Origin of the sequence: Cryobacterium sp. MP_M3, from assembly GCF_015752155.1 — a bacterium.
In the GTDB taxonomy this organism is placed as follows: Bacteria; Actinomycetota; Actinomycetes; order Actinomycetales; family Microbacteriaceae; genus Cryobacterium.
Window position 1 is genome coordinate 168,002 of record NZ_JADOVI010000006.1, and the last position, 25,663, is coordinate 193,664.

The window sequence follows — 25,663 nt, forward strand, 5'->3', positions numbered from 1 at the left end:
TCAGGCCAGGATGTCGATGGTGTGCGTGCTTCCGAAAACGGGGGCACGGAACTGGTTCGGGGTGCTGTCGCCGGCGCCTCGGCCGCGCTCGGTGCGAGCCTCGGGCTGCGGCCGGTCCTGCCGGTTCGCGGAGGGATCGGAGGGCGAGTCGTGTGCGGACAGGTCGAGGTGGGCGTTCAGCCCGCCTCCCGAGAGGTCACGGCGCAGGTCGGGCAGGATGGCGCGCAGGGCGTCCCTGGCCAGGTCGGTCGGGGCGAAGAGTTCGACCCGGATGTTGTCGCCGTTTACATGGGCGCGCACGGTGACGGGTCCGAGGTTGTCGGGACTGACGCTGATCGTGAGCACGTGGTTGCCGTTGGCGGCTCCGGCCAGGCTGAACAGCGGTCGGGCGACCTGCGCGGCCAGCGGTGCGGCCGGGGTGGGCGCGGCGGGCGCCGATGCGGCGGCGGCCGTGGCGGGCGCCGCTGCCGGAGCTGTGGTGACGACGGCGCCGGCCGGAACCGCCACGGTTGCGGGGGCGGCAGCGGCCTCGTCGACCGGAGCCGCGGCTTCGGTGCCGGTTCGGAGGCGGGCAGTGGCGACGGCCACGGCCGCACCGAAGGGCGCGGCCCCGGTGGCCGGAACGAGCCCGGCAAGGGCGGCCGTGGCGCCGGGAGCCGTGGCCCCGGTGACAGTGCCGGTCGCGGCCGGTGAACCGTTCAGGGGCCCGGTGCCGGTCGGTGTTCCCGCTGCCGTTCCCGGCGCAGCCGTTCCCGCACCGGCCGCGGCCACGGTCGCGGTCGCGGCAGCGGTCGCGTCGATGCTGCCTGCTGCGGTCGAGCCTGCAGCAGCGTCGACTCCCGTGGTTTCGGCCGATTTCGTTGCCGCGGCGGTGGACGTCGGGACGGCAGCGGTGCGGAGGGCCGGAACGGCTCCGGCGGCGACAGCCGCGGTGGCTGCAGCCGTGGCTGCGCTCGTGCCCGCATTGCCGACGGGAATCGCGGCGGAAGCGCCGAGGCCCCCGGCATCGTCCGACCCGGTGCCCGAAGCAGTGTCCTCCGACGTGGTGCCTGCGGGGCGTGACTGGGCGGACAGGACAAGGTCGGCGGCCGTGGGCGTCACCGTCACGACGGTCGCCGGGACGATTGCCCGGAAGGCCAGAGCCGGGTCGCCCGAGGAATCACGGGACGCGGCCGCGTCAGCGGGCGTGTCTGTACCGGTGGCGACCGGCACGGGCGCGACGTCCGGAGCTGGGCTGCCAACGGAAGCGGGCGAGATCGTGGACGGCGTCGTCGCTGCAGCGGCTGCTCCCCCGCGGTGGCTCGGTTTGCCTGCGTCGAGCTTGCCGGCGTCCGGCTGGGGGCGCTTGGCCGGCGAAGCAGAATTCGCAGCGCGGTCCACAGCGCGAACCGCAGTGCGATTCGCTGACCGGTCGGGGGCGGCATCCGTGGCCGGCTCGTGACGGGCGCCGCTATTGGCCGCCGCGCCGCGGGCGTCGAGGGTGCCCTGCATGACCTGCGCGAACGCGCCGGCGCCTCTTGCCGCGGCACCGGACGGGGTGCCGGCCTGGCCGCGGGACGGCGCGGGTGCCGCGGCCGGAACGGCCGAGCGGAGCAGGGACGTGTTCATCGGGAACCGCCCTTCAGCAGGGAGGCGAAGGCGGCGTTGACCAGATCGGTCGAGCCTGCCGCGGCGGCCGGGGCATCCGGGATGACGCGGCGGATCGTGGTGATCTCCGAGTCGTCCATGTAGGCCTCGACCTTGCTGACCGTGCGGCCCTCGTAGGGCGCGTGGATCACCTTGTGGTCGCCGGCGTAGATGAGGATGTGTTCGCCGCCGCCGGTGACGATGAGGTCGCCCGGTTTGGCCTCGGCCAGCGAGGCAACCTCGGTGCCGATCTTCATCTGACCGGAGACGAGCCGCGGCACCGTGATGCCCATGTCCGCGTAGACCTTCTGCACGAGTCCGGAACAGTCCATTCCGCTCTGGTCTTCGCCGCCGAAGACGTAGGGCACGCCGAGGTACTTCTCCGCGGCCTTCACGACGCCCTCGCCGGTGGCGCTGCCGGGATTCGCGGCGGCAGTGCCGGTCGCCGCGGTGCCGGAGGCGGAGGCCAGTGCGTCGGCGAACGTGCTGGAGGAGGCGCTGCCCGCGGCGGTGGCCCTCGTCGCCTTGGCCGTGGCGGCCACCGTCGACAACTGGTCCAGGGTGGCGCGGATGTCACTGACCCGGCTCAGCATCGCGACCATCGTCATCGGAACATACCGTTGCGGTTGCGGTGCCAGGAGGTGGACGCGATCTCGTCGAGGATGGTCTGTTCGGCGTGCAGGTCTTCGGCGCTGACGAGCTCGCCGTGCCGACCCTCGAGCTTCTCGAGGCTCACCGACTCCGCACGGGTGGCGTCGTAAGCGGCCTGCGCCTCGCCGACGGCAACCTGGTGGTTGCGGCCGAGGGCATCCATTTCGGCGAGCATGCTGCGGGTGGAGGCGCGGGCCGCGGCGACCGCGTAGAGGGTGTCGGCTCCGGTGACGCTGCTGGGCAGCACCTCGAGGGTGGCGCGGGCCTGAGCCCGGCGCAGGGTGTTGGCCTTGGCGACGGCGTTGGCGGCGGCAAGGTCGCCGGCGGCCTGGTCCTGCTGGAGGTGCCTGAGGCGAAGGAGTCCGGCGAGTGCGAAGGTGCGAGCCATCAGAGGCCTCCGAGCTGCCCGGTGAGGGTGGTGAGCTGGTCCCAGGCGAGGGCAGCCGAGGTCTGGTCGTCCATCCGCTGCTGGAGGAACGCGTTGATCGCGCCCTCATGGGCCACGGCGGCGTCGACGAGCGGGTTCGTGCCGGTGCGGTAGGCACCCACGTCGAGCAGGTCCTGGGCGCTGCGGCGAGCCGCCAGCACCTTGCGAAGGAAGCCGGCGACCTCGTTCTGCCGCGGGTTGTTGACCCGGGAGGCAACGCGGGAGATCGAGGCGAGGGCGTCGACGGACGGGAAATGGCCGGTCACCGCGAGCTTGCGGTCGAGCACGACGTGGCCGTCGAGGATGGACCTGGCGGCATCCGCGATCGGCTCGTTGTGGTCGTCGCCGTCGACGAGCACCGTGTACACGCCGGTGATCGACCCGGTCTCGTCGGTGCCGGCGCGCTCGAGCAGCCGGGCGAGGAGGGAGAACGTGGAGGGCGGGTAGCCCCGGGTGGCCGGCGGTTCGCCGACCGACAGGCCGATTTCGCGCTGGGCCATGGCCACGCGGGTGAGCGAGTCCATCATCAGCATGACGTCGGCGCCCTGGTCGCGGAACGACTCGGCGATGCGGGTGGCGACGAAGGCCGCGCGCAGGCGCATCATGGCCGGTTCGTCGGAGGTGGACACCACGACGATCGAGCGAGCGAGGCCTTCCGGTCCGAGGTCGTCCTCGAGGAACTCGCGCACCTCGCGGCCGCGCTCCCCCACCAGGGCGATGACGGACACCTCGGCATCGGTGCCCCGGGCGATCATGGACAGCAGCGACGACTTGCCGACGCCCGAGCCGGCGAACAGGCCCATCCGCTGGCCCTTTCCGACGGTGGTGAGGGTGTCGAGCACGCGCACGCCGAGCTGGAGCGGCGTGACGATGCGGGAGCGCGCCATGGCGGAGGGGCTGTCGTGGTCGAGGGAGACCCGGCCGGCGACGACGAGCGGTCCCTTGCCGTCGATCGGGCGGCCGAGGCCGTCGATGACGCGACCGAAGAGGCCGGTGCCGGTCGGCACGAAGTTCGGGGCGCCGTCCGAACGGGCCGGGGCGCCGACCCGGATGCCGGTCATCCGGCCCAGCGGCATGCAGCGGATGCCCTCACGGGTCGTTGCGACGACCTCCGCATCGACCTCGCCGTGCTCGCCGATGGTGACGAGGTCGCCGATGGCGGAGTTGAGGCCGCGCACCTCGAGGCCGAGGCCGACGATGGAGGAGACGACGCCGACGCGCTGCGGCCGGGCCGCGGCCAGGGCCGAGCCGAGCTTGGCGGCGTGCGGCTGCCAGGTGAGGGTCATGAGGCGCCGCCGAGGAGCACGGCCTTTGCCCGGGCGAGGGCGGTGCCGATGCGGGCGTCGAGGAACCCGTCGGGGAACTCGGTGATCGCGTCGCCGCGGGCAAGGGTGGGGTCCGCGGCGAAGTCGACGCCGGCCTGGGCGCGGGTGGCCGGGTCGAGTACGGCCAGGTCATCGGGGTTCATCCGCACGGAGTGCGGCTGGGCGGCGGTCGAGTGGTCGAGGGCGCGGCCCAGGGCGAACCGGGCTGAGTTCTCGGCGTCGTCGAGTTCGTGGCCGATGATCGCTTCGGCGAGGTCGAGGGCGGTGCTGACGAGGGTGTTCTCCGCGTCGCGCAGCACCGGGACCGTGCGCTCGTCGAGGGCGGCGGCGGCGGCACCGAGCACGGCGACGGCGTGGTCGACCCGGGCCTGGCCGTGGCTCACGGCCGCGGCGTGCTCGGCTTCGAGGCGGGCCGCCCTGGCGGCGACCTCCTCCGCGGCGGCGCGGAGCCCGGCGGCGTAGCCGGCGGCGTGGCCGCGGGCGCGAGACCGATCGTCGTCCTGGTTGCCGGTGGTGTCCCGGTTGACGTCGCGGAGGGCGGGGAACGACAGGGTGGAGAATCCGGAGTTAGACGACATAGTCATCCTCGTCTGCTCGCTGCACGGTGATGCTGCCCTGCGCGGCCAGGTCGCGGATGGCGCGAACGATGGTGGCGCGGGCCTCTTCGACCTGCGACACCCGCACGGGCGCCATGGCCTTGACCTCGTCGTCGAGGATCTCGCGGTTGCGCTCGGACAGGTTGGTGCGGATGGTCTCGACGACTCCCTCGGTGGAGCCCTTCATCGCGACGGCGAGCACGGCGGCGTCGATGCCGCGGAGAACCTGCTGCACGTCGCGGCTCTCGAGCTTGACGATGTCGGCGAAGGTCAGCATCCGGGACCGCACCTCTTCGGCCAGGATCGGGTCGCTCGCGTCGAGTGCCTCGAGCAGGGCGCGTTCGGTGGCCACGTCGGCGCGGTTGATGATGTCGACGAGGGGCTGGATGCCGCCGACCACGGCGGTGGTGTCCCTCGACGAGGAGATGGCGCCGACCCGGCCCTTGAGCGTGTCGGTGACGACTTTGATCGCCTCGGGGGTGGCGGTGCCCATGGTGGCGATGCACTGGGCGACTTCGGCGGGCAGGGAACCGTCGAGGCCGGCGAGCACGGCGGAGGCGTGTTCGGGGCGCAGGTGAGCCAGCACCAGGGCGATGGTCTGCGGCAGTTCGCCGTCGAGCAGGGTGAGCACCTGGAGCGGTTCGGCGGTGTCAAGGAACTCGAAGGCCTTGCCGGCCATCGACGACGCCACCCTCGTCATCACGCCGGCGGCCTTCTCAGCGCCGAAGGATGCCTCGAGCAGGCCGACCGCGAACGCATGGCCGCCGCGCGGGTTGCGGGCGCCCTTCACGGTGATGTCGTGGAACTCGAGCACCGTCGTCTCGGTGACCTCGGGGTCGACCCGGCGCAGCTGCACGATCTCGGCGGCGATGTCGGCGGCCTCGGCCTCGGTGAACTGCTTCATCACTTCGGAGGCGCGCTGGCGGTCCATGTTCATCAGGACGACGGCGACCTTCTGCGTTCCCGTGAGGGGAACCTTCACCTCGATCATGCGGGCTGCCGGTCATCCATCAGGCCGCGGAGGAACTCGGCGGTGCGGGCCGGGTCGCGCTGGGCGAGGGAGTCGATCTCGACCCGCATCCGGTCGGCTTCGCCGGTGGCGCCGCTGACGCCGTAGGCGACGGTGGGGGTCGGGTCGATCATGATCGGGCTGTTCTGGGCGGTGATCCCGAACGGCACGTTCGCCGCGGCGAGCACCGGACGGGCCTCGAGCAGTTCGTCGAGTTCGATCGCTTCCCGGCTCTGCCGGCGCGAACGACGGGCATAGAGGATGAGGCCGAGCACGAAGGTGATGACGATGCCGGCGGTGATGATGCCGATGCGCACGATCTCCGCGAAACGATCGGCGGCGGCGGAGGCGTCGGCCGCTTTCAGGGCGGTGGCGGCATCCGTGGCGCCGGCGGCGTTGAAGCTGACGACCTCGACGGTGACGGCGTCGCCGCGCTTGGCGTCGATGCCGGCGGCCGAGGAGACCAGGGACGTGACGTCGGCGACGTTGAGCTTGCCGACGGTGTCGGCGTTCACGGCGACGGAGACGGTCTGGCGGTTGATCTGGCCGGCCGGGATGGTGCGGGTCTCGGTGACCTTGTTGACGGCGTTGTTCTTGGTGGTGTCGGCGGAGGTGAATGACCCGTCTTTGCCGGTGCCGGCCGGCACGGCGATATTGTCGGGGCCGAGCACTCCGGCCGCGGCACCGCTGGCACCGGCGCCGGAGTAGGTCTCGGTCTTGACGGCCTCGTTGAGCGCGGGCGCGCCCGTGGGGGTCGTGAAGGACTCTTCGACCCGCTGGGCGGACTGGGTGCTCATGTCGGCGGCGACGACGACGGTGGCGTTGCCCGGTCCGACGACCTTGTCGAGCATGGCCTGCACTGCGCCGCGCACGCGCTGCTCGTAGTCGCCGGCCTGCTGGTCGGAGGAGCCGGTGGCGCCGACGCCGACGGCGGAGAGCACGACGCCCTTGGCGTCGATGACGGCCACGTCGGTGGGCTTCATGCCGTCGATCGAGGCGCTGGTCAGGTGCACGATGGCCTGCACCTGGTCGGAGTTGAGAGTGACGCCGGTCTGAGTTTCGACGAAGACGGATGCGGTGGGGTCGGTCTTCTCCGACGCGAACACGGTGTCCTTGGGGATCGCAAGGCGCACGGAGGCGGTTTTGACGCCCTTCATGGCCTGCACGGTGTTGGCCAGTTCGCCCTCGAGCGCCCGCTTGTAGGTGACCGACTGCTGGAACTCGGAGGCGGTCACGCCCATCTTGTCGAGGAGTGAGTAGCCGCCGGTGGTCGAGGAGGGCAGGCCGGCCGCGGCGCTCTTGAGGCGTTCGTCGTAGACGTTCTCCTGCGGCACCATGATCGTGGCGCCGCCGTCGCTGAGCTCGTAGGGCACGTTGTCGGTGCGCAGCTGGTCGACGATGGTGTTCGCGTCGGAGCCGCTGAGGCCCGAGAACAAGGGCGTGTAGGCCGGCTTGGTGGCCCACATGGTGAGGGCGGCGATGCCGAGCGCGAGCACGGCGACCCCGATGATGGCGACCGTGCGCTGGGCGACGGTGAATTCGCGGATGTTGCGGGCGATGTTCTGGAAGGCCGACGTAATGGGGCGGGGCATCAGGCCTGCATCCTCATGATCTCGTTGAACGCGTCGACACCCTTGTTGCGCACGGCGGCGACCAGTTCGAGGGAGACCTGCGCCCTGGTCGACGCGATCGTGGCGGAGTGGATGTCATTGAGGTTGCCGGTGACCGCCTGCACCGCGAGGGTGTTGGAGCTGGACTGCAGGGCCTGCAGGTTGTCGACCGCGCCGGCAAGGGCGGAGCCGAAGCCCGCGCCGTCGGCGGGCTGGCTGTTCTGCACGCTGGGCAGGTAGCCGGTGCCGGCCACGGACTGCACCATGGGGATTGCGCCGATGGCCATCAGCCACGTCCGATCTGAAGTGCTGCCTCGTAGCTGGTCTTGGCGCGGTCGACGACGGCGGCGTTGGCCTGGTAGCCGCGCTGGGCCATGATCAGCTCGCCCATCTGCTCGCCGAGGTCGATGTCGGGGCGACGGACGTTGCCATCGGCATCCGCCATCGGGTTGCTGGGGTCATTGGTCAGAATGCCGGTCTCGGAGCCGAGCGCCGTGCCGGAGACGTAGGCGCCGGTGACCCCCTGGCCCTCCTGGGCGACGATGTAGCGGGCCTGGAAGGCCTTGCCGCTGGTGGGCGTGACCGTGTTGACGTTGGCGATGTTGTCGGCGACCGCGTCGAGCCACTTGCGGTGCAGGGTGAGGCCGGTGCCGGCGATGCCGATCGCGTCGATGGCCATCAGCTGGTCCGCATCGCGGAACGCATGGCGGCGAACGGGGTGTTGACGGCCTGGGCCGCGAACTGGTAGCGCAGCACCGTCTCCGTGTTGGAGAGCGTCTCGGTGTCGAGGTTGACGTTGTTGCCGTCGAGCCGGGTGGGCTCGAGCGAGCTCGCCGTGGTCGCGTTCGTGCGACCGTCGCCCGCTTCGACCGACTTGGCCAGGGCAGCCTCGAAGGCGACGCGCTTGGCGTGGTAGTTGGGGGTGTTGACGTTGGCGATGTTGTTCGCGATGGTGCGCTGGCGCAGGGCCAGTCCGTCCAGTGCGCTGGAGAGCGCGGTGGCGGTCACGGATTCGAGCACGGTTTCCCGATTCGTCGTCAAATGAAGACGGCCGATCCGTGGCCTGAGGTTGAGCTATCCCTGCTCGTTCCTAGCTATCGACCACCGCGTTAGCAAAGTAAGGGGATTCTTAGGAAGAAATTGTGGACAATACCCCGATCCCGCTGTTTCATTGGGCGGTGTGCCTCATTCTGGGGGATGTGTGAGAGGCGCCTCGAAACCTGTTCCAGCACCCCGGCGGCGACCGGCCGGGTCAGAAGGGGGCGGGATCTGGCTCGGGAGGCTCGTTCGGTGGCGGTTCCGAGGCAGCGGGTGCGGCCGGGGCCGGTGTCGACGCATCCGTGGGCGAAGGTGTGGTGTGGATGTTGGTGGCGGGCTCGGTGGTGAAGGTGCGCCCGGTCGGAGAGGTCCATTGCAGGTTCCCGTTCTCCAGGTGGGTCACGGTCCAGCCGGTTTCGCTCTTGAGGCCGTGGCAGCCGGGGCAGAGGTGGGCGAGGTTATCGTGCGCGGAGAGGCCGTCGAATTGCCAATCGAGGGAATGGTCGAGGTCGGAGTGGGCGGCCGGTTTATTGCAGCCGGGGAATCGGCAGGTCTCGTCGCGAAGTCGGAGCCACCGCTTCAACGCTTTCGGCACCTTGTAGTGGTCCCGGCCGACGGAGAGCACGATGCCGGTCTCGGGGTGGGTCAGCAGCCGGGTGAACCCGGCCGCTCCGCCGGCGAGTCGCCGAGCCGTGTCGGGATCGATCGGCCCGTACCCCTCGAGGTGGCCGGGCTCCTCTGACCGGCCCATCAAGGTGAGCACCGGCACGGTCACGTTGACCGTGGCCCGGATCCCGGCACCCACGCCGGCGGGGGTGACTCCGTCGAGGAGCAGGTCGGTGAGCACGTCCGCCCGGAGTTGGCTGAGAGTGCGGGTTTCTTCGGCGCCTTGCAGGCTGAGCGCCGCGACCGTGAGCCGGAGGTAGGCAGCCTGCACTCGTTCGGCGGAGTCGTAGAGCCAGAGCGATGCCATTCCGTCGGCTTCGGCCTCGATCATCACCGCGCGGTCGAGGACGGACACCGTGTGCCGGGCCAGGACCGTCTCCGGGTGCAACCGTTCCCGAAGCACCCGCGCCTTGTACTTGAGCTTGGACGCGGTCAGGTGCCCGGCCGTGCGCAGCAGTGCGGCCTCGAACGCAGGTTTGCCGGCAGGCGGTACCGTCCACGCCTGGCCGATAAGCACCTGCGCGTGCCGGTAACTGATCTCCCCAGACTGCAGCGCGGCCCGGGTCGCCGGCAACTCATTGGCCAGGGCGCGGCTCTCCGCGATCAGGTTCTCCGCGGTGCGCTGCGGGAACCGCAAGGTCACCGCCAGCTCGCTGACGAACTCCCGCTGCGCGACCATCGCCGCCGACCACCGGCCGCCCGGCACGGCCCGACTCGCGGCCGTGGCCTCGCTGAACTGACGTGCCTCATCCACCAGCGCCGCCCGCCGCGCACACGCGGCCGCAATCTCACGCTCGGCCGCCGCGATGGCATCGAAACGGATGCCGAGCGCCTCCTGCCGGGCAATGAATGCTGCTGTCATGCGAGTCACTTTACGGGCACCCACCGACATTCCCGGGCGTGGAAAATCACCACGGATCAACTGTGGATAAGCTGATCAAACCTATAATGTGGAGGACAAGGGCGCGGCCGCGGGGCGACATCCGGTGTTCCGCGGAGGGCCGCCGTCGCCGCTACGAGAACGGCAGCACGCTACCGCGCCCGCGGGTGCGGGTTGCGGAAACGGGTGCGGGCTGGGCCGGACCTGGTCTCGACAGGCTCGACCACCGGCACGGCTCGCGGGACACACCTGGTCTCGACAGGCTCGACCACCGAGAGGCGTGACCGCCGAGAGGCGTCACCAGCGGGATGGGCCGGCGGGTCAGCCGGCTACGTCGAGGTAGACCGCGTGCTCGGTGTGCTGGGTGGAGAGGATGTTGCGCACGGCGGCGAGGTGCACGCTGGCCGAACGCCGGGCATCCTCGAGCTCGCGGATGAGTTCGAGCTGGCCGGCGAGCAGGCGCCGGGCGCGTGCCTCGAACTCGGCGGGCATCTGGCCGAGGTGCTCAGGGGCGAGCCATTGCACGCCCGGGTAGGGCTTCTCCCCCGGCGCGACGAGCACCGCGTCGCGGGCGCCGGAACCGAGGCTCGTCTCGAGCTGGTTCAGCACCTCGAGCCACTCGTCGGCGCTGCTCGACTGCCTAGGCAATTCCGAGCTCCCCACCGAGGTGAGCGGACATGGTCTGGGCCGGAACGAGTTCTGCTGCCTCGTGCCAGGTCTGGCGCAGCGGCTCGAGCAGCGCGATGCTCTCGCGGGTGCGGTCGACGTCGCGGTGGATGTTCGCGCTCATCAACGAGTTCGACACGTAGGTGTAGATCGCGAACAGGCCCTCGCCGCCTTCCCACGCCGCAACGTTCAACGACGTGGACAGCTCGGAGACGATCGCCTGCGCGTGCAGCAGGTTCTCGGATGCGACCTGCCAGTTCTCGACCACCTGCGCGGCTTCCGCGCGGTTCAGGTCGAGCAGGAGACGATCGTAGAGCATCGTCAGCAGTCGAACGGGGGTCGCGGAAAGCACAGCCTCGCGGTTCAACTGCGCCCGCCGTGCCTGGGTTCCGCCCATCATGCTCATTACGGCCATCATCATCCTGTCGAAGTTGAACTGCTGAGCCCGGCGACCTGTGCGCTCAGCCATGTCGACTGGGCCTTCATGGCGCTGAGCTGGGTTTCCAGAGCGGTGTAGGTGCTTTGCAGGGTGGCGCGTCGGCTGGCGAGACTGAGATCCCAGGCGTCGATGCGATTGCCCATGTCACGGACCGAGGTCTGCTGGCCGGTGATCTTGGTGGTGAGCTGCCCGGAGTACTTGTCTGAGGCATCCGTGGCCGCGGTGGCGACGCGGGTCGCGATCTCCTGAACGGCCGCCTTGACGGTGACGGGGTCCTTGGCCAGGGCCGCGGCAAATTTCGCCGGGTCGAATTCCATGGTGCCGCTTTTGGTGATGCTGATGCCGTATTCCGACGGGGAGTGACCGTTGATCGGAGCCGATGCGGCCGTCAGAAGCTTCTGCTTCACGTCGCGCACCCCGGTGTCGCCCGTGAACACGCCGGCCGACACGACCGCAGCGCCCGAGGCATTGGTGCTGTTGACGACGACGGACTTCGTGGAAATGCTCGCGAATATTGCGTTGAGGGAGCCGACGAGGTCGCTCGCGACGGTGCTGATCTTCGCGTCGTCCTGGGCGACGGTGATGCTCACCGGCGTGGCCGACACGGAAGAGACGGTGAGCGACATTCCGGGGAGGATCCCCGCGAACGTGTTCGTCGCCGAGGTGACCTTCTGTTCGGCCGCTGTGCCGGCCCAGAGGGTGATCTCGGCGTCCTGCGCGGCCTTGATCTCCGTCATCGGCACGGTCGTACCCGACAGGGTGAAGCCCGCCGCGGCTCCCGGCGCGGTCGCCGTGAACTGGAGGCGGAAACCCGCCGTGCCGACTGCGACCTTGGTTGCCGTCACTCCGGCCCCGGCCTGGTTGACCGCCGAGACGACGTCGTCGAGCGAGGTGGATGCGGCGGTGACCGTCGTGACGGTGCCGTTGGTACCGGTGATGGTGAAGTTTGTGTCGGGCCACGCCGTGACCGCGCCGGAGACGGTGACCTGGTTCTGGGCGAGCTTGCCGACGACAAGGTCGAGCTGGCCGGCCTGCACACCGGTCGAAGTGGTGACGACGACGCCGGCGGAACTGCTGGTGGCGGAGTACAGATCGAGGGCTGCCGGCTTCGTGGCGCTCGTGGCGCTCGTGGCCAGCGACGCAACCTGGGCGTTGAGGCCCTGGAGCGCGGTGATGAAGTTCTGGGAAGTGGCGACCTTCGCCTTCAGCTGGGTCTGCGGTCCTGCCTCGATCTTCATCAGGCTGTTGATGAGAGAGGTCGTGTCGAGCCCACTGACGAGGCCGTCGATTCCGCTGGTCATGGTGTCCTCTCCTGCTGGGATGATGCTGTGGTGCGTTGTACTGGTGCAAACGTGAATGGCTGGTGGTGGCCGAGGGATGAGGTCCAGTTCATCTCTCGGTCACCACCAGCCATAGTTCACCGTGCGGTTTCCCGAAAGGTTCAGCTACGCCGGGTTAGCGGAGGAGCGACAGAACGCCCTGGGCGGACTGGTTGGCCTGCGCGAGCATGGCGGTACCGGCCTGCGAGAGGATGCTGGAACGGGTGTACTTGACCATTTCCTCGGCCATGTCGGTGTCGCGGATTCGCGAGCCGGCAGCGGTGAGGTTCTCCTTGGAGACGGCCAGGTTCTTGATGACGCTCTCAAACCGGTTCTGGTTGGCACCGAGTTCAGCGCGAGACGTGGAGACTGCCTTGATGTTCGTGTCCAAGGTGCTGATGGTCGTCAGTGCCGCGGCGCTGTCTGCAAAGCCCGCGGCAGCGAGGCCCGAGACAGTCGTGCCGATTGCGGCGACGTCGGTGAAGTCCACCGCGATCTGGTCCGCGGTTGCGGAGCTTCCGGCGCCAACCTGGAAGGTCAGCGTCGTCTTCAACGCAGGAGCCACCGGCGCTGCAAGCAACTTGGTGCCGTTGAAGTTCGTGGACTCGCTGATCCGGGTGAGCTCCTTGCCCAGCGCGGTGACCTCGGTGGCGATCGCCTTGCGAGAGTCAGCGTTGTTCGAGTCGTTACCGGCCTGGACGGCAAGGTCACGAACGCGCTGCAGGATCGAGGTGACCTCGTTCAGGGAGCCTTCTGCGGTCTGGATGACCGACACACCGTCCTGGGCGTTGCGGCTGGCGACCGTGAGGCCACCGACCTGCGACTTGAGGCCCTCGGAGATGGCCAGGCCTGCTGCGTCATCCGCTGCGCGGTTGATGCGGAGACCACTGGAGAGCTTCTCCAGGGACTTGGACATGTCGTTCTGCGTTGCGGCCAGGTTGCGGTAGGTGTTGTTTGCCGCGAGGTTGGTGTTGATCTGCATACCCATGATGAGTTCCTCCGTGATGTGGGTGGTGGTGCGCCGACCCATCCATGGGTTGACACCTTGAGCTATCGGCCCCGGGCGGGATCGCGTTAGCCGTTCAGCGAAAAAACTTTCGGGCTACGCGGACTCGGCCGCATAGAGCGAGCCGGCCGAGGTGGCCAGGCCGAACATCGACTGGTCCGCGAGGCGGGCCAGGTAGGCGCTGCGACGGGCCGGCGCGATGCGGGACTCCGGCACGTACTCGGCGTCGGCGTCGTCGGCGTAATGGGTGCCCATGCCGTCACGGAGCAAACGGATGGCCTCCGCGCGCTGCTGGGACACGGCCGAGTGGGTGATCCCCAGCTCGGCGGCGATCTCCTTGACCGAGCGGTCATCGAAGTAGACCTGCTGGACGATCTCGCGCATCTTCTCCGGCAGGGCGTCGATCGCCGCGCGCAGGAAGGCCAGGCGTTCGGCGGAGAGGAGGGACTCCTCGGGCAGTTCCGTGCCGGAGACCAGGAACTCGGCCGTGGCGTCGTCGAGGGTGGAGAGCGTGCGCTCGGAGTCGGCAAGGCCGGCGGCGGCGGTCTCGCGGTCGACGCCGAGGGCTGCTGCGACCTCGTCGACCGAGGCGGCGCGGCCGAGGGCGGCGGCGAGAGTCTCCTGAACGGCGCGGGTTTCCTTGATGCGGCGGCGGGCCATCCGGGTGGCCCAGTCGTTCGAGCGCATCTCGTCGGCGAAGGCGCCGATGATGCGACGACGGGCGAAGGCGCCGAAGGGAACGCCGAGTTCGGTGTTGAAGGCATCCGCTGAGGTGATGAGGGCGAGGGCTCCGGCCGAGGCCAGGTCGTCACGGGAGAGGTGGCGCGCCTTGGCCCACACTTCGGAGACGAGGTAGCCCACGAGTGGGAGGTTCTCAATCACCAGCTGGTTGCGTTCTGCCCGATTCACAACGGACCTCCCTGGATGCTCAAACGGACGGGGTACGGATCGAGACTGGCGGGCCAGGTCGAGCGCGTTTTGCCGGGTAAGCACGGGGACTGTATGGAGCTGTGGAGCGGGGTTTCGGGGCCCCGGCGAGAGGATTTCTCTCCCGCTGGTTAAAACGTATTGGGGCGGCACGTCAGAGAACCGGAGCGGCTCCCCCCACTATGGGAAAAAAGACCCCCAATACGGGGCGGATCACCCCGTAACGGGGCACATTCGCCGCGCTGGTCCGCGGATTTTGTCCTCCTTTTGGTGGACACGCACGGGGCCGGGCTGACAGTCTGTTTCCCATTCATCACTAACCGTGGCTGCCACCGTGCCGATAGTGCCTCTCAGAAGCCGGAGTCCACGCGTTGAAGCGTGTCACCCGGCACGGAATCGAGAGGCAGGTGGAGGACACGTGGGCGCCAATGAATTGTCAGCGTTGCTGTGGCGCGAACGAGAACTCCTCGAACTGCTGATCTTCAAGCTCGACGAGGAACAACTCCTGCTCACCAACGGCAAGACCCGCTGGCTCCAGCAGGGCACCCGCGAGGTCGAACAGGTTCTCGGCCACGTGCGCGAGGCCGGCCTGGCCCGCTCCGTCGAGGTGTCCGCCCTGGCCGCCGAATGGGGAACCGCCGAAGACGCCACCCTGCGCGAACTCGTCGCCCACGCCCCCGTCGGCCCCTGGACCGAGATCATGGCCTCGCACCTCAAGGCGCTCGGCGAGCTGACCACCCAGATCAAGGAGCTGCGCGACGTCAACGAGCAGCTGCTCCGGGCCGCCGCACGCTCCAGCCAGGAAACGCTTGCCGACGTGCGCACCAGCACGAACACCTACGACTCCCGCGGCACGTCCGACGTGCGCACCGCCGCATCCCGACTGTTCGACCAGATTCTGTGAGGATGCCGCGATGAGCACCTTCGGCGGACTGAACACCGCGTACACCGGCCTGATCGCCGCCCGCAAGGGCCTCGAAGTCGTCGGCCAGAACATCGCCAACGCCAACACCCAGGGCTACACCCGCCAGCGCATCACGACATCGTCCGTCGACGCGATCAGCCGGGTCGGCCTGATGAGCGCCGGCGTGCAGGCCGGCCAGGGCGTCAACGTCGACGGCGTCGCCCGCCTCGGCAGCGCCCAGCTGGATGCCCAGGTGCGCTCCTCCGCGGCCGTCGCCGGATACTCCGCCGTTCGTTCCAACGCGCTGACCGCGGTCGAAGCGTCGATGAATGAGCCCGGCAAGAACGGCCTCTCCGCCCAGCTCGATGAATTCTGGGCGGGCTGGCACGACGTGTCCAACTCCGCCGGCGACGCCGCCCCCGCCGGAGTGCTCCTCGGCCAGGCCGCCGTGGTCACGACACAGATCGCCCAGGGTTACCAGGCCGTCGCCAACCAGTGGTCGACCACCCGCACCAGCGTCGACGGCATGGTCAGCGAGATCAACAGCACGGCCACCCAGGTCGCCGCGCTCAACGTGCAGATCCGAAACGCCCAGACCGCCGGCGGCGGCGCCAACGAACTCCTTGACAAGCGCAATACCCTCACCACGACTCTTGCCGCCCTCACCGGCGGCACCGTCGTCGACCGGGGCGACGGCACCGTCGACGTGCTGGTCGGCGGCAACGCCCTCGTCACGGGCGACTCGGCCCAGAAGCTCGTGGCCATCGGCGCGAAGTCGATGACCGAAGCCGGCGCAACCCCTCACGTCGAATGGGCGGCCCACCCGGGCAGCGCCGTCGCCGTCGACGGCGGCGAACTGGCCGGTGCGATCTCCCTGCTCGCCCCCGCCGTAACCTCCGGTGCCGGCGCGGGAACCGGCGGCGCCCTGGCCGAGACCGCCGAGTCGTACAACCGGTTCGCCACGGACCTGGCCACCAAGGTCAACCTGATCTACAACAAGGGCACCAACTCGACCCTGCCGGGCGGGGATTTCTTCCGGGTCGCGGCCGGCGTCCCCGCGGCACTCGGCCTCGGCGTGATCCCGACGAACGCGTCCGAGCTTTCCACCGGCCTCGCCGCGATCGGCGCCCTCGACGGTTCCGTCGCCGACGAGCTCGCCCAGCTCGGCGCGGGCAAGGCCGTCGCATCCGCCGGTCCGCCTCCCGTCCTCGTGAAATCGCCCTCGACCGACTGGTCGAACTTCGTCACGAGCCTCGCCGTGACCACGCGCACCGAACTCCAGCACGCCTCGCTCGCCGACATCACGTCGACCGCCGCCGTCGGCGCGCAGCTCTCGAACGCCTCGGTCGACCTCGACGAGGAGAACGTCAACCTGCTCATGTTTCAGCACGCCTACCAGGGCGCCGCCCGGGTGATGACGGCCGTGGACGAGATGCTGGACACCCTGATCAACCGCACCGGACTGGTAGGAAGGTAAGCCATGATCTCCCGCGTCACCACCCAGACCCAGATGCGCTCGGCACAGAGCAATCTACAGACCAACCTCGCCCGGATGGCCCAGCTGCAGGAGCGGGCATCCTCGCTCAAGGCCATCGAGCGGCCCTCGGACGACCCGTCCAAGGCTGCCGATTCCCTGGCCGTGCGCGCCGACCAGCGTGCCGTCGCCCAGTACAGCCGCAACGCCGAGAACGGCAACAGCTGGCTGACCACCGCCGACTCCGCCCTCTCGAACAGCACCGACATCTTGAACCAGGTGCGCGACCTCACCGTGCAGGGCGCCAACGACGGCTCCCTCTCGCAGACCGCGAAGGAGGCGATCGCCGTGCGCCTCGACGGCCTCAAGCAGGACCTGCTCAGCCAGGCCAACTCGAGCTACCTCGGCCGCACCGTGTTCGCCGGCAACTCGGATGCCGGCGTCGCCTTCACCGTCGACCCGACCACCAAGGTGGCCACGTTCAACGGCGCCGCGGGCTCCACCGTCGGGCGCCGGATCGACGCGGACACGACCATCAAGGTCGACGTCGACGGCGGCGAGGTCTTCGGCGTGAACGCGACGAACGCGACCTCGGTGTTCACGCTCATCGACAACATCAGCGCCGCCCTGCGCGGCACCCCTGGCACGGCCACCACGCCACCCACGCTGCCGTCCAACATCGGTCATTTCCTCACCGATGTGGACGCCCGGATGAAAACCGTGCTCACCGCCCAGGCCGACGTCGGCGTGCGCCAGGGCCAGATCCAGAAGGCCGGCGACACCCTAGTGAAGCAGAAAGGCGCCCTCGAGGTGCAGCGCGCCTCGATCGAGGACGTCGACCTCGGCCAGGCGATCCTCGACCTCAAGCTCCAGGAAGTCACCTACCAGTCGGCCCTCGCTGTGACCGCCAAGGTGCTCCAGCCGACCCTGATGGACTTCCTCCGATGACTACGAACCGAGCGAGCAAAGCCACGATGAACGCCACCCTCACCTTCGTCTCCCCGCCTCCCGGGCTCGCGCCGCTGACCGAGTTCGCGCTGATCGAGATCCCCGGCGCGGCCGGCCTCTTCACGCTGCAGTCGGCCACCGACCAGCGCACCCGGCTGTTCGTGCTGGATGCCTCGGTCTACCTTCCCGACTACTCCCCCGTGATCAGCGACGACCAGGCCGGCTCGCTCGAGTTGTCCGACCCGGCCGACGCCCTCGTGCTCGTGGTGACCAACCCGGGCGAGAGCGGCACCACCGTGAACCTGATGGCTCCGATCGTGGTCAACTCGCTCACCGGACGCTGCGCCCAGATCATCCTCGACGGCCAGGACTGGCCGCTCCGCGCCGAGCTGGGGGCTCGCTCGGCCTAGGTTGCTCGATCGGGTCTCGACAGGCTCGACCACTGGCAAGGCTCGACCACCGGCGCCGCTTCCCTGTGTATAGTCTCAGAGTTTTTCGGGGTCAACCATGGCGTCCGATGCCCATGACGGGAATACCGTTGCGGGTATAGGACCAGGTGCCGCTGAACGATTCGCCGGGGCAGGTCCTCCAGGTAATGGAGCCGATCATGCACGATTTCGTCAGCATATTAGCCAGTCTCGACAGTCCGGGGATCTACCTCGGGTGGGGCGCCTTCCAGATCCAGCTGGGCAACCTGATCGTCATCCTCGTGATGATCCTGCTCTTCGTCCTGGCCCTCTTCCTGCCGTTCCCGAGTGGTCGGAAGCGCAAATGAGCCTCCGCGAGCACCCGGGCACGAACACCGACCCGGGCGCCACCCCCGAGGATGCCGACTACCACACCTGGACCGGCAAGGCGAGGGGTTGGCTGCTGCGGCGCCTCCCCGCCGACAAGCTCCTCCCCGAGGACCAGCCCAGCTACGTCGCATCCTGGATCTACGTGTTCGGCATGGGCGCGATCGTCTCCCTCGTCTTCATCCTCGCCTCCGGCGTCATCCTCGGCCTGAACGGCCCGGCCTGGTACCACGTGTCGGACCTCGGCCACTTCGTGAACAGCGTGCACCTGTGGAGCGTCGAGCTCTTCTTCATGACCATGGTCGTGCACCTCTGGGGCAAATACTGGATGGCCGCCTGGCGCGGCGGGCGCGCACTGACCTGGATCACCGGGATGGGCGCGTTCCTGGTCTCGATCGTGACCGCGTTCACCGGCTACCTGCTGCAGACGAACTTCGACTCGCAGTGGATCGCGTTCGAGGGCAAGGATGCGCTGAACGCCGCTGGCATCGGCGCCTGGTTCAACGTGGCCAACCTCGGCCAGATCTTCATGTTCCACATCATCCTGCTGCCGCTGGCCGTCGGCGCTGTCGTCGCCCTGCACGTCGTGCTGGTGCGGATGCACGGCGTGGTTCCGCCGCTCGAGGCCGCTGAGACCGACGCGCAGCTTCAACGCGGCGCGCAGGGCGACACCGGGGAGGCCGGGCGATGAGCACCACGAACCTGCGCGCATCCCGCGCCGACAAGGACGGCCTGGCTCGCCGCCCCTGGCGCGGCACCGTGCGCGAATACGACCTGTTCAAGGAACTCACGGTGGCCCTCGTCGTCATGGGCATTATCACCCTCGGCCTGTCCGCGGTCTTCGGGTCGCCCGACGAGCCGAGCGTCACCCTGAAGTCCTGGGCGATCGCCGCCCCCGCCGACTTCGTCGCCACCGCCACCGCCGAACTCGGCGGCACCAGTGAGACCGCCGGCTACGGACCGCCCTATAACAAGACCGCGGATGCGACCCAGACCCTCGGCCCGCTCGACCTGCAGAGCTTCTCCGGGGTTCAGCTCCCGATCGACACGGCCAACGACCTTGTGATCGACCCGCTCACCACCCTCAACTCGCCGCCGCCCGAACTGGCCGACTGGGTCACCGCGAGCGACGCCCAGCGCACCACCTGGACCACCGCCTACTCGGATGCCCTCACCAAGGCCACCGACAACGACCCTGCCAACGTGGCGGCCGGCGACTACGGACCGGTGCCGGTGCTGACGGACTCGCTGCTCACCACGGCGAAGCAGGGCGCGCTCGACGGCGTGCTCACGGCGAAGGACAAGTTCTACAACTTCGACTACACCCGCGGCACGCTGTTCCTCGGCGACGGGGCGTACTTCGGCGACCTGGCCACCGCCCAGCACCTCACCGGCGACCAGTGGGGCATGATGAACGAGACCGGGAACACGCCGGGCCAGTCCTGGCTGTGGCTGTTCTCGTTCTGGTACCAGGTGGAGCCGTTCGCCTCCGCCCCGAACGCCGACCTGCTGGTCGTGCTGATGATGCTCGTGCTCAGCGTGCTGCTGACGCTGGTGCCGTTCATCCCCGGCCTCCGGGACATCCCGCGCTGGATCCCGGTGCACCGGCTGATCTGGCGGGACTACTACCGCAGGCGCTGACCGGCGCACGCCGCTGCCGCTAGGCTGGTCGCTGACACCCTCACCGGTGTCAGCGACCTCGCACCGCGACAGCCCCGGCGTGCCGAACACGCCAGGGCAGAGGACGCACCCCGTCAACGATTCGACCGCCGCCCGCTTGAGGCCGACGGCCGAGTCGTTATCGCCGCGCCCCCGCGCGGCCGTCGAAGAGGTGTGCCATGGGTGACCCGTCCCGAACGAACGCGATCGAGCAGGGTGTCGTCAAGACCGAGCCGTTCCGGTCGTTCCTCCGCCTGCTCCGGCCCTACCGCGGCCGGCTCTCGCTCTCCACCCTCGCCTTCCTGGTCAAGGACAGCCCGGCCTGGGTGCTCCCGCCGCTGACCGCGGCGATCATCGACATCGTCGTCGCGCGCGGCCCCCTGCCCAGCCTGTGGTCGCTGGCTGGGCTGGCGACCGTGCTGCTCACCCTGAACTACCCGTTCCACATGCTCTACGTGCGCGGATCCAGCCGCGCCACCCGGTCGATGGCCGTGGATGTGCGCAACGCCCTCACCGAGCGGCTGCAGCGCTTGTCGATCGGGTTCCACAACCGGCAGAGCGCCTCGATCGTGCAGACCAAGGTGGTGCGCGACGTCGAGAACCTCGAGCTGATGATGCAGCAGGCGTTCCCGACCGTGCTGTCGACCGTGTTCACCCTCACCGGGGCGATCGTGATCACGGCGATCGCGGTGCCCGCGTTCGTGGGCGTCTTCGCGATCACCGTGCCCGTTGCCGCCCTGCTCGTGCGTTACATCCGCACCAGGGCGGGCGCGCGCAACGAGAACTTCCGCCTCGAGGTGGAACGGTTCTCGGCCGGCGTCGGCGAGATGGCCGCGCTCATCCCGATCACCCGCGGCCACGGGCTCGAGCTGGTGGCCTCGAAGCGGGTCGCCGGGCAGGCCCGCAGCGTCAGTGTCGCCGGGCAGGAACTGGACACCCTCAACGGCCGGTTCGGCGCGTTCTCCTGGGTCTCCTACCAGGTGCTCGGCGTGGCCTGCCTGGTCGGGGCATCCGCTGCCTCGATCACCCAGTTGATCCCCATCAGCCCGGGCCAGGTGGTGCTGCTCAGCACCTACTTCACGGTGCTGACCGGGGGAATCGTCAACCTGCTCAACGTCACGCCGGTGGTCTCCCGCGGCCTCGAGTCGATGCGCTCGATCGCGGAGATCATGGAGGAACCCGACGTCGAGGTCAACGACGGCCGCGACCTGGTCGCCTCCGTCTCCGGCGCGGTCGAGCTCGACGGGGTCAGCTTCCGATATCTCGGCGGGCGCCCGGCCCTCACCGACATCTCCCTGTCGATCCGGGCCGGCGAGACCATCGCCCTGGTCGGGCCTTCCGGCTCCGGCAAGTCAACCCTGCTCAACCTCGTGCTCGGCTTCGTGCGCCCGACCACCGGCCGGGTGCTGCTCGACGGCCACGACATGAGCACGCTGGACATGCGCAGCGTGCGCAGCCACGTCTCGATCGTGCCGCAGGAGTCCGTGCTCTTCGAAGGCACGATCCGCGACAACGTGGCCTACGGCCTCACCGGGGTAGACGACGAGCGCATCCTCAGCGCCCTGCGCGGCGCGAACGCGCTCGACATCCTCGGCCCCGCCGATTCCCAAGGCGGGGCCGGCCTCGACGCCATCGTCGGCACCCGCGGCTCCGGCCTCTCCGGCGGGCAACGGCAGCGCCTAGCGATCGCCCGCGCCCTCGTGCGCGACCCGCGCATCCTCATCCTCGACGAGCCCACCAGCGCTCTCGACGCCGACTCGGAGGGCAGGGTGAAGGATGCCCTCGCCACCCTGTTCCGGGACCGCACCACCCTGATCGCCGCCCACCGGCTCTCGACCATCCGGGAAGCCGACCGCATCGCCTACATCGAGAAGGGCCGGATCGTCGAGCTCGGCAGCCACGATGAGCTGATGGCCCTCGGCAACCGCTACGCCCGCATCGTCTCCCGCCAGACCACCTGACCCTGCCCACCCCGTTGAAAGGCCCCGCAATGCCCCGTTTCGACCTCAGCCTCCCAGAACTCCGGGAGTACCGCCCCCAGGTCGCCGAACCGGCCGACTTCGACGAGTTCTGGCACAGCACGCTCGCCGAGGCCCGTCGCTTCCCCACCGAACCCCGGCTGACCCGGCAGGAGTCACCGCTGACCCAGGTCGAGGTCTACGACCTGGTGTTCCCCGGCTTCGGCGGCCAGCCGGTGCACGCCTGGTACCTGCTCCCGGCCGGCACCACCGGGCGCCTGCCCGCGATGGTCGAGTACAACGGCTACGGCGGCGGGCGCGGCCTCCCCCACGAGCGCCTGGCCTGGGTCGCCGCGGGCTACGCCTACCTGTTCATGGACACCCGCGGCCAGGGCAGCGTCTGGGGCTCCGGCGGCGACACCCCCGACCCGAACGGCACCGGGCCATCCGTGCCCGGGTTCATGACCCGGGGCATCGAGCGGCCGGAGGACCACTACTACCGCCGGGTGTACACGGATGCCGTGCGCGCCATCGACGCGATCCGCACCCTGGACAGAGTCGACCCCGCTCTCGTCGCGGTCTGCGGCGGCAGCCAGGGCGGCGGCATCGCCCTGGCCGCGGCCGGGCTCGCCGACGGGCTCGTCGGCGTGCTGCCGGAGGTGCCGTTCCTCTCCCACTTCGAGCGGGCCGTCGGGATGACCGAGGAGGACCCGTACCAGGAGATCGTGCGCTACCTCTCGGTGCACCGGGACGCCACGGAGCAGGTCTTCCGCACCCTGTCCTATCTCGACGGGGTGAACTTCGCCGCCCGGGCCACGGCGCCCGCCCTGTTCTCGGTGGGGCTGCTCGACCCGGTCTGCCCGCCGTCGACGGTGTTCGCCGCGTTCAACCGCTACGCCGGCGACGCAGAGATCGAGGTGTACCCGTTCAACCAGCACGAGGGCGGTGGCGGGCACCACTGGGTGCGCCAGGCCGCGTGGCTGGGGCGCGTGCTGGCCCGGTGACCGACCTTGCCGACATCACGGCAGGCACGGGGTCTCGACAGGCTCGACCACCGGTGATTGAGCTTGTCGAAATCAGGTGAGCGGGGGCCGGATCTCGCCTGACCCGCGGTGGATCAACCGGGTCGGGATCTCGAGCTGCTTGGTGAAGTCGGACGGGTCGGCGAGCCGCTCGAGCGCGAGCCGGGCGGCCGTGCGGCCGAGTTCCATGGTGTCGTAGCCGACGACGGTGATGCCGAGGGCATCCGCCAGCTCGAAGTCGTCGAAGCCGATGAAGGCAACCGCCGGTTCCCGGTCGCGGAGCACCCGCACCGCCCCGGCGCTCGCCCGGTTGTTGCCGGCGACGATCGCCGTCGGCGGGTCCGCCCGGTCGAGCAGGTCGCGCACGGCCTGCTCCGCCGAGATGGCCGGGTCGTCGTCGACCCGCTCCCACCGTGCCGTGTCCGTGACCCCCACCTCCTGCAGCGCCTCTCGGTAGCCCCCCAGCCGCTCGCGCAGCGTGTACATCGCGGACGGGTTGCTGACGAAGCCGATCTTGCGGTGACCGAGCGCCGTCAACGACCGCACGGCATCCGCCATGCCCTGGCGGTTCGCCAGCACCACCGAGTCGGCGAGCAGATTGCGGGCAGGGCGATCGACGCTGATCACGGGCGTGCCCAGCTGCCGTTCGCCGTCGAGGTAGGACTGGTCGTCGGCGACCGGGATGAGCAGCAAAGCGCGCACCCGCTGGGCGAGCAGCGCGTCGACGACGACCTCCTCGCTCTCGGGGGTGTCGTCGGTGGTCGCCAGCACCATGGTGAGCCCGCTCGCGGCAAGTTCTCGCTCGATCCCGGCGGCCACGTGGAAGTAGAACGGGTTGGTGAGATCGCCGATCACGAAGGCGACGGTGTTGGAGACCCCGCCGCGGCGGAGGCTCCGGGCAAGGTTGTTCGGCCGGAAACGCAGCCGCTTGGCCGAGCCGAGCACGCGTTCCCTGGTCTCCGCGCTGACGTTGCCTGCCCCGGCGAACACCCGGGACACGGTCTTCGAGCTCACCCCGGCCAGCCGGGCCACGTCGGCCAGGGTGGCGCGGGACTGGGTGGTCATTCGGGATTCCTGGGCACGAAAACACCCTATGTCAACGTAGGACATTTTGGTAGACATTCTCCGTACATCCGAGGAGATGCGCACCCCTGCCCCCCAATGAATGACTGGATTCTCGGGCGGCGAGCACAGAGGGGACACGATAAGACAGCGCTGACATTCGTGCTTGACAGGGCTTTCTTAAGTCACCTAACGTAGGCCCAACAGCAGCACCGGAGATTCACGAGTCGCGAAGTCGCGGTCGTGCCTCAGCGGGTCAAGGGTGACACCGAACAGGAGAAAAACAGATGGCAAAGAAGCTCATCGCAGGAGTGGCCGTTCTCGCGGCCACCGCATTGCTCGCCGGATGCTCGTCCGGCGCATCGGGGTCGGCCGGCACCGGCAAGGTCACCGGCGAAATCACCGTGCTGACCAACCGCACCGACATCGTCGACACCACGTTCAAGGACTACGCCGCCCAGTTCGAGAAGGCGTACCCGGGCACGAAGGTCAAGTTCGAGGCGATCGCCAAGTACGAGACCGACGTCGCCACGCGCATGTCGAGCGGCAGCTACGGCGACGTGCTCCTCATCCCGAACACCGTCACGAAGGCGCAGCTCCCCCAGTTCTTCGAGCCCCTCGACAGCGTGAAGAAGCTCAGCGAAACCTACCGGTTCGTCAACGAGGCCGCCTACGACGGCAAGGCCTACGGCGTCGCCCAGACCGGCAACGCCCAGGGCATCGTCTACAACAAGAAGGTCTGGAAGGCGGCCGGGATCACCGACCTCCCGAAGACGCCGGACGAGTTCCTCGCCGACCTCACCCTGATCAAGGACAAGACCGACGCCGTCCCGTACTACACCAACTACAAGGACGGCTGGCCGCTGAGCCAGTGGGACGGCAACCGCGCCATCACCGGCGACGCCGACGAGTCCAACAAGCTGATCGCCTCCGACGCCCCCTGGGCCAAGGGCCAGTACCACGAGATCACCGACGGCCTGCTCTTCGACATCGTCAAGGACGGCCTCAGCGAGGCAGACCCCACCACGACCGACTGGGAGACCTCGAAGGGCTCCCTCGGCAGCGGCAAGGTCGCCTCGATGGTGCTCGGCTCCTGGTCGATCACCCAGATGCAGGATGCCGCGGTGACCGCCGGCGGCGCCAAGGAAGACATCGGCTACATGCCCTTCCCGTACCAGGTCGACGGCAAGTTCCACTCGACCGTTGCCGGCGACTACAAGAACGGCATCAGCGCCAAATCCGAGAACAAGGCGACCGCCCGCGCCTGGATCGACTGGTTCGCCCAGAAGTCCGGCTACGCGGCCGCTCAGGGCGGGCTCTCCCCGCTCGTCGACGGTGAAGTGCCGGCGATCCTCGCCGACTTCACCACGGCCGGCGTCGAGTACCTCGAGCTGACCCCGGCCCCGGCCGGCAAGGAGACCCTCGAGAACGACATCGTCAGCGCCTCCGAGATCGACCTCACCGGCAACATCTACCGGGCGAAGCTCGTCGACATCGCCCGCGGCGCAGCCCAGGGCGACAAGGCCTCCTACTTCGCCGAGCTGAACAAGAAGTGGGCCGACGCGGTCAAGTCGATCGGCTAAGCAGCACTCTGCAGGACCGTTTCCACCCCAGCACGACCGTTTCCACCCAGCAGCACCGTGGGGAGTATCCCCGA

General features: G+C 69.2%; 27 protein-coding genes. 10 read left to right on the plus strand and 17 right to left on the minus strand.

Translation table 11 applies throughout. The features are described from left to right. The 16 genes from IWX89_RS09330 to IWX89_RS09405 all read right to left on the minus strand — a co-directional run bounded on the left by IWX89_RS09330 (nucleotide 1) and on the right by IWX89_RS09405 (nucleotide 14,167). Complete coding sequence (locus IWX89_RS09330) at nucleotides 1–1,608, minus strand: flagellar hook-length control protein FliK (protein ID WP_196903269.1); 1,608 nt, start codon at nucleotides 1,606–1,608, stop codon at nucleotides 1–3. Further along, complete coding sequence (locus IWX89_RS09335) at nucleotides 1,605–2,234, minus strand: C40 family peptidase (protein ID WP_196903270.1); 630 nt, start codon at nucleotides 2,232–2,234, stop codon at nucleotides 1,605–1,607. The genes IWX89_RS09330 and IWX89_RS09335 overlap by 4 nt, the downstream gene beginning before the upstream one ends. Next, on the minus strand, nucleotides 2,231–2,665 hold the full coding sequence (locus IWX89_RS09340) for a hypothetical protein (protein ID WP_196903271.1): 435 nt from the start codon (nucleotides 2,663–2,665) through the stop codon (nucleotides 2,231–2,233). Before IWX89_RS09340 ends, IWX89_RS09335 begins: the two co-directional genes overlap by 4 nt. Beyond that, entirely contained in the window at nucleotides 2,665–3,990 is a 1,326-nt protein-coding gene (locus IWX89_RS09345; RefSeq protein WP_196903272.1) for a FliI/YscN family ATPase, read from the minus strand. The genes IWX89_RS09340 and IWX89_RS09345 overlap by 1 nt, the downstream gene beginning before the upstream one ends. Then, a complete protein-coding gene (locus IWX89_RS09350) occupies nucleotides 3,987–4,607 on the minus strand; it encodes a FliH/SctL family protein (protein WP_196903273.1) in 621 nt (206 codons plus the stop codon). Before IWX89_RS09350 ends, IWX89_RS09345 begins: the two co-directional genes overlap by 4 nt. Further along, nucleotides 4,597–5,616: a flagellar motor switch protein FliG gene (fliG, locus tag IWX89_RS09355; protein ID WP_196903274.1), complete on the minus strand. Its 1,020-nt coding sequence runs from the start codon at nucleotides 5,614–5,616 to the stop codon at nucleotides 4,597–4,599. The genes IWX89_RS09350 and fliG overlap by 11 nt, the downstream gene beginning before the upstream one ends. Further along, a complete protein-coding gene (fliF, locus tag IWX89_RS09360; protein WP_196903275.1) occupies nucleotides 5,613–7,226 on the minus strand; it encodes a flagellar basal-body MS-ring/collar protein FliF in 1,614 nt (537 codons plus the stop codon). The genes fliG and fliF overlap by 4 nt, the downstream gene beginning before the upstream one ends. Continuing rightward, nucleotides 7,226–7,531 carry a flagellar hook-basal body complex protein FliE gene (gene fliE, locus IWX89_RS09365; protein ID WP_196903276.1) on the minus strand — a complete coding sequence of 102 codons (306 nt, stop codon included), beginning with the start codon at nucleotides 7,529–7,531 and terminating at the stop codon, nucleotides 7,226–7,228. The genes fliF and fliE overlap by 1 nt, the downstream gene beginning before the upstream one ends. Further along, on the minus strand, nucleotides 7,531–7,923 hold the full coding sequence (locus IWX89_RS09370) for a flagellar basal body rod protein FlgC (RefSeq protein ID WP_196903277.1): 393 nt from the start codon (nucleotides 7,921–7,923) through the stop codon (nucleotides 7,531–7,533). The genes fliE and IWX89_RS09370 overlap by 1 nt, the downstream gene beginning before the upstream one ends. Then, the gene (flgB, locus tag IWX89_RS09375; protein ID WP_196903278.1) at nucleotides 7,923–8,264 is read right to left on the minus strand and encodes a flagellar basal body rod protein FlgB; all 342 of its coding nucleotides are present in this window, start codon (nucleotides 8,262–8,264) and stop codon (nucleotides 7,923–7,925) included. Before flgB ends, IWX89_RS09370 begins: the two co-directional genes overlap by 1 nt. A 232-nt stretch (nucleotides 8,265–8,496) precedes the next feature. Further along, on the minus strand, nucleotides 8,497–9,810 hold the full coding sequence (locus IWX89_RS09380; protein WP_196903279.1) for an HNH endonuclease signature motif containing protein: 1,314 nt from the start codon (nucleotides 9,808–9,810) through the stop codon (nucleotides 8,497–8,499). A gap of 339 nt (nucleotides 9,811–10,149) precedes the next feature. Then, nucleotides 10,150–10,476, minus strand: a complete 327-nt coding sequence (locus IWX89_RS09385; protein ID WP_196903280.1) for a hypothetical protein — start codon at nucleotides 10,474–10,476, stop codon at nucleotides 10,150–10,152. Continuing rightward, the gene (gene fliS / locus IWX89_RS09390; RefSeq protein ID WP_307836482.1) at nucleotides 10,469–10,963 is read right to left on the minus strand and encodes a flagellar export chaperone FliS; all 495 of its coding nucleotides are present in this window, start codon (nucleotides 10,961–10,963) and stop codon (nucleotides 10,469–10,471) included. The genes IWX89_RS09385 and fliS overlap by 8 nt, the downstream gene beginning before the upstream one ends. Then, nucleotides 10,912–12,234 (minus strand): flagellar filament capping protein FliD, encoded by a 1,323-nt coding sequence (gene fliD / locus IWX89_RS09395; protein WP_196903281.1) that lies wholly within the window; start codon nucleotides 12,232–12,234, stop codon nucleotides 10,912–10,914. Before fliD ends, fliS begins: the two co-directional genes overlap by 52 nt. A gap of 154 nt (nucleotides 12,235–12,388) precedes the next feature. Then, nucleotides 12,389–13,240, minus strand: coding sequence for a flagellin (locus tag IWX89_RS09400; RefSeq protein WP_196903338.1), 852 nt, complete (start codon nucleotides 13,238–13,240; stop codon nucleotides 12,389–12,391). Between the two features lie 114 nt (nucleotides 13,241–13,354). Continuing rightward, nucleotides 13,355–14,167: a sigma-70 family RNA polymerase sigma factor gene (locus tag IWX89_RS09405; RefSeq protein ID WP_196903282.1), complete on the minus strand. Its 813-nt coding sequence runs from the start codon at nucleotides 14,165–14,167 to the stop codon at nucleotides 13,355–13,357. 436 nt (nucleotides 14,168–14,603) lie between these two features. On the opposite strand from IWX89_RS09405, the gene IWX89_RS09410 reads away from it, so the two are divergent. The 9 genes from IWX89_RS09410 (at nucleotide 14,604) to IWX89_RS09450 (ending at nucleotide 22,926) form a co-directional block, all read left to right on the plus strand. Then, nucleotides 14,604–15,089: a flagellar protein FlgN gene (locus IWX89_RS09410; RefSeq protein WP_196903283.1), complete on the plus strand. Its 486-nt coding sequence runs from the start codon at nucleotides 14,604–14,606 to the stop codon at nucleotides 15,087–15,089. A gap of 10 nt (nucleotides 15,090–15,099) precedes the next feature. Then, complete coding sequence (gene flgK / locus IWX89_RS09415) at nucleotides 15,100–16,566, plus strand: flagellar hook-associated protein FlgK (protein WP_196903284.1); 1,467 nt, start codon at nucleotides 15,100–15,102, stop codon at nucleotides 16,564–16,566. 3 nt (nucleotides 16,567–16,569) lie between these two features. Further along, nucleotides 16,570–17,511: a flagellar hook-associated protein FlgL gene (gene flgL, locus IWX89_RS09420; protein ID WP_196903285.1), complete on the plus strand. Its 942-nt coding sequence runs from the start codon at nucleotides 16,570–16,572 to the stop codon at nucleotides 17,509–17,511. Continuing rightward, nucleotides 17,508–17,921, plus strand: a complete 414-nt coding sequence (locus tag IWX89_RS09425; RefSeq protein WP_231383079.1) for a flagellar assembly protein FliW — start codon at nucleotides 17,508–17,510, stop codon at nucleotides 17,919–17,921. The genes flgL and IWX89_RS09425 overlap by 4 nt, the downstream gene beginning before the upstream one ends. Nucleotides 17,922–18,118: 197 nt before the next feature. Then, nucleotides 18,119–18,286 (plus strand): hypothetical protein, encoded by a 168-nt coding sequence (locus tag IWX89_RS09430; protein ID WP_166790852.1) that lies wholly within the window; start codon nucleotides 18,119–18,121, stop codon nucleotides 18,284–18,286. Continuing rightward, a complete protein-coding gene (locus tag IWX89_RS09435) occupies nucleotides 18,283–18,996 on the plus strand; it encodes a cytochrome b N-terminal domain-containing protein (protein ID WP_196903286.1) in 714 nt (237 codons plus the stop codon). The genes IWX89_RS09430 and IWX89_RS09435 overlap by 4 nt, the downstream gene beginning before the upstream one ends. Beyond that, nucleotides 18,993–19,946, plus strand: a complete 954-nt coding sequence (locus tag IWX89_RS18870; RefSeq protein WP_304505285.1) for a hypothetical protein — start codon at nucleotides 18,993–18,995, stop codon at nucleotides 19,944–19,946. Before IWX89_RS09435 ends, IWX89_RS18870 begins: the two co-directional genes overlap by 4 nt. Nucleotides 19,947–20,143: 197 nt before the next feature. Beyond that, on the plus strand, nucleotides 20,144–21,925 hold the full coding sequence (locus IWX89_RS09445) for an ABC transporter ATP-binding protein (protein ID WP_196903287.1): 1,782 nt from the start codon (nucleotides 20,144–20,146) through the stop codon (nucleotides 21,923–21,925). Between the two features lie 29 nt (nucleotides 21,926–21,954). Next, entirely contained in the window at nucleotides 21,955–22,926 is a 972-nt protein-coding gene (locus IWX89_RS09450; RefSeq protein WP_196903288.1) for an acetylxylan esterase, read from the plus strand. Between the two features lie 72 nt (nucleotides 22,927–22,998). Here the strand turns inward: IWX89_RS09450 and IWX89_RS09455 are convergent, their stop codons facing one another. After that, nucleotides 22,999–24,009, minus strand: a complete 1,011-nt coding sequence (locus IWX89_RS09455; RefSeq protein ID WP_196903289.1) for a LacI family DNA-binding transcriptional regulator — start codon at nucleotides 24,007–24,009, stop codon at nucleotides 22,999–23,001. 284 nt (nucleotides 24,010–24,293) lie between these two features. Between IWX89_RS09455 and IWX89_RS09460 the strand changes: the two genes are divergently transcribed. Then, nucleotides 24,294–25,589 (plus strand): ABC transporter substrate-binding protein, encoded by a 1,296-nt coding sequence (locus IWX89_RS09460; RefSeq protein ID WP_196903290.1) that lies wholly within the window; start codon nucleotides 24,294–24,296, stop codon nucleotides 25,587–25,589. Nucleotides 25,590–25,663 lie beyond the last annotated feature (74 nt).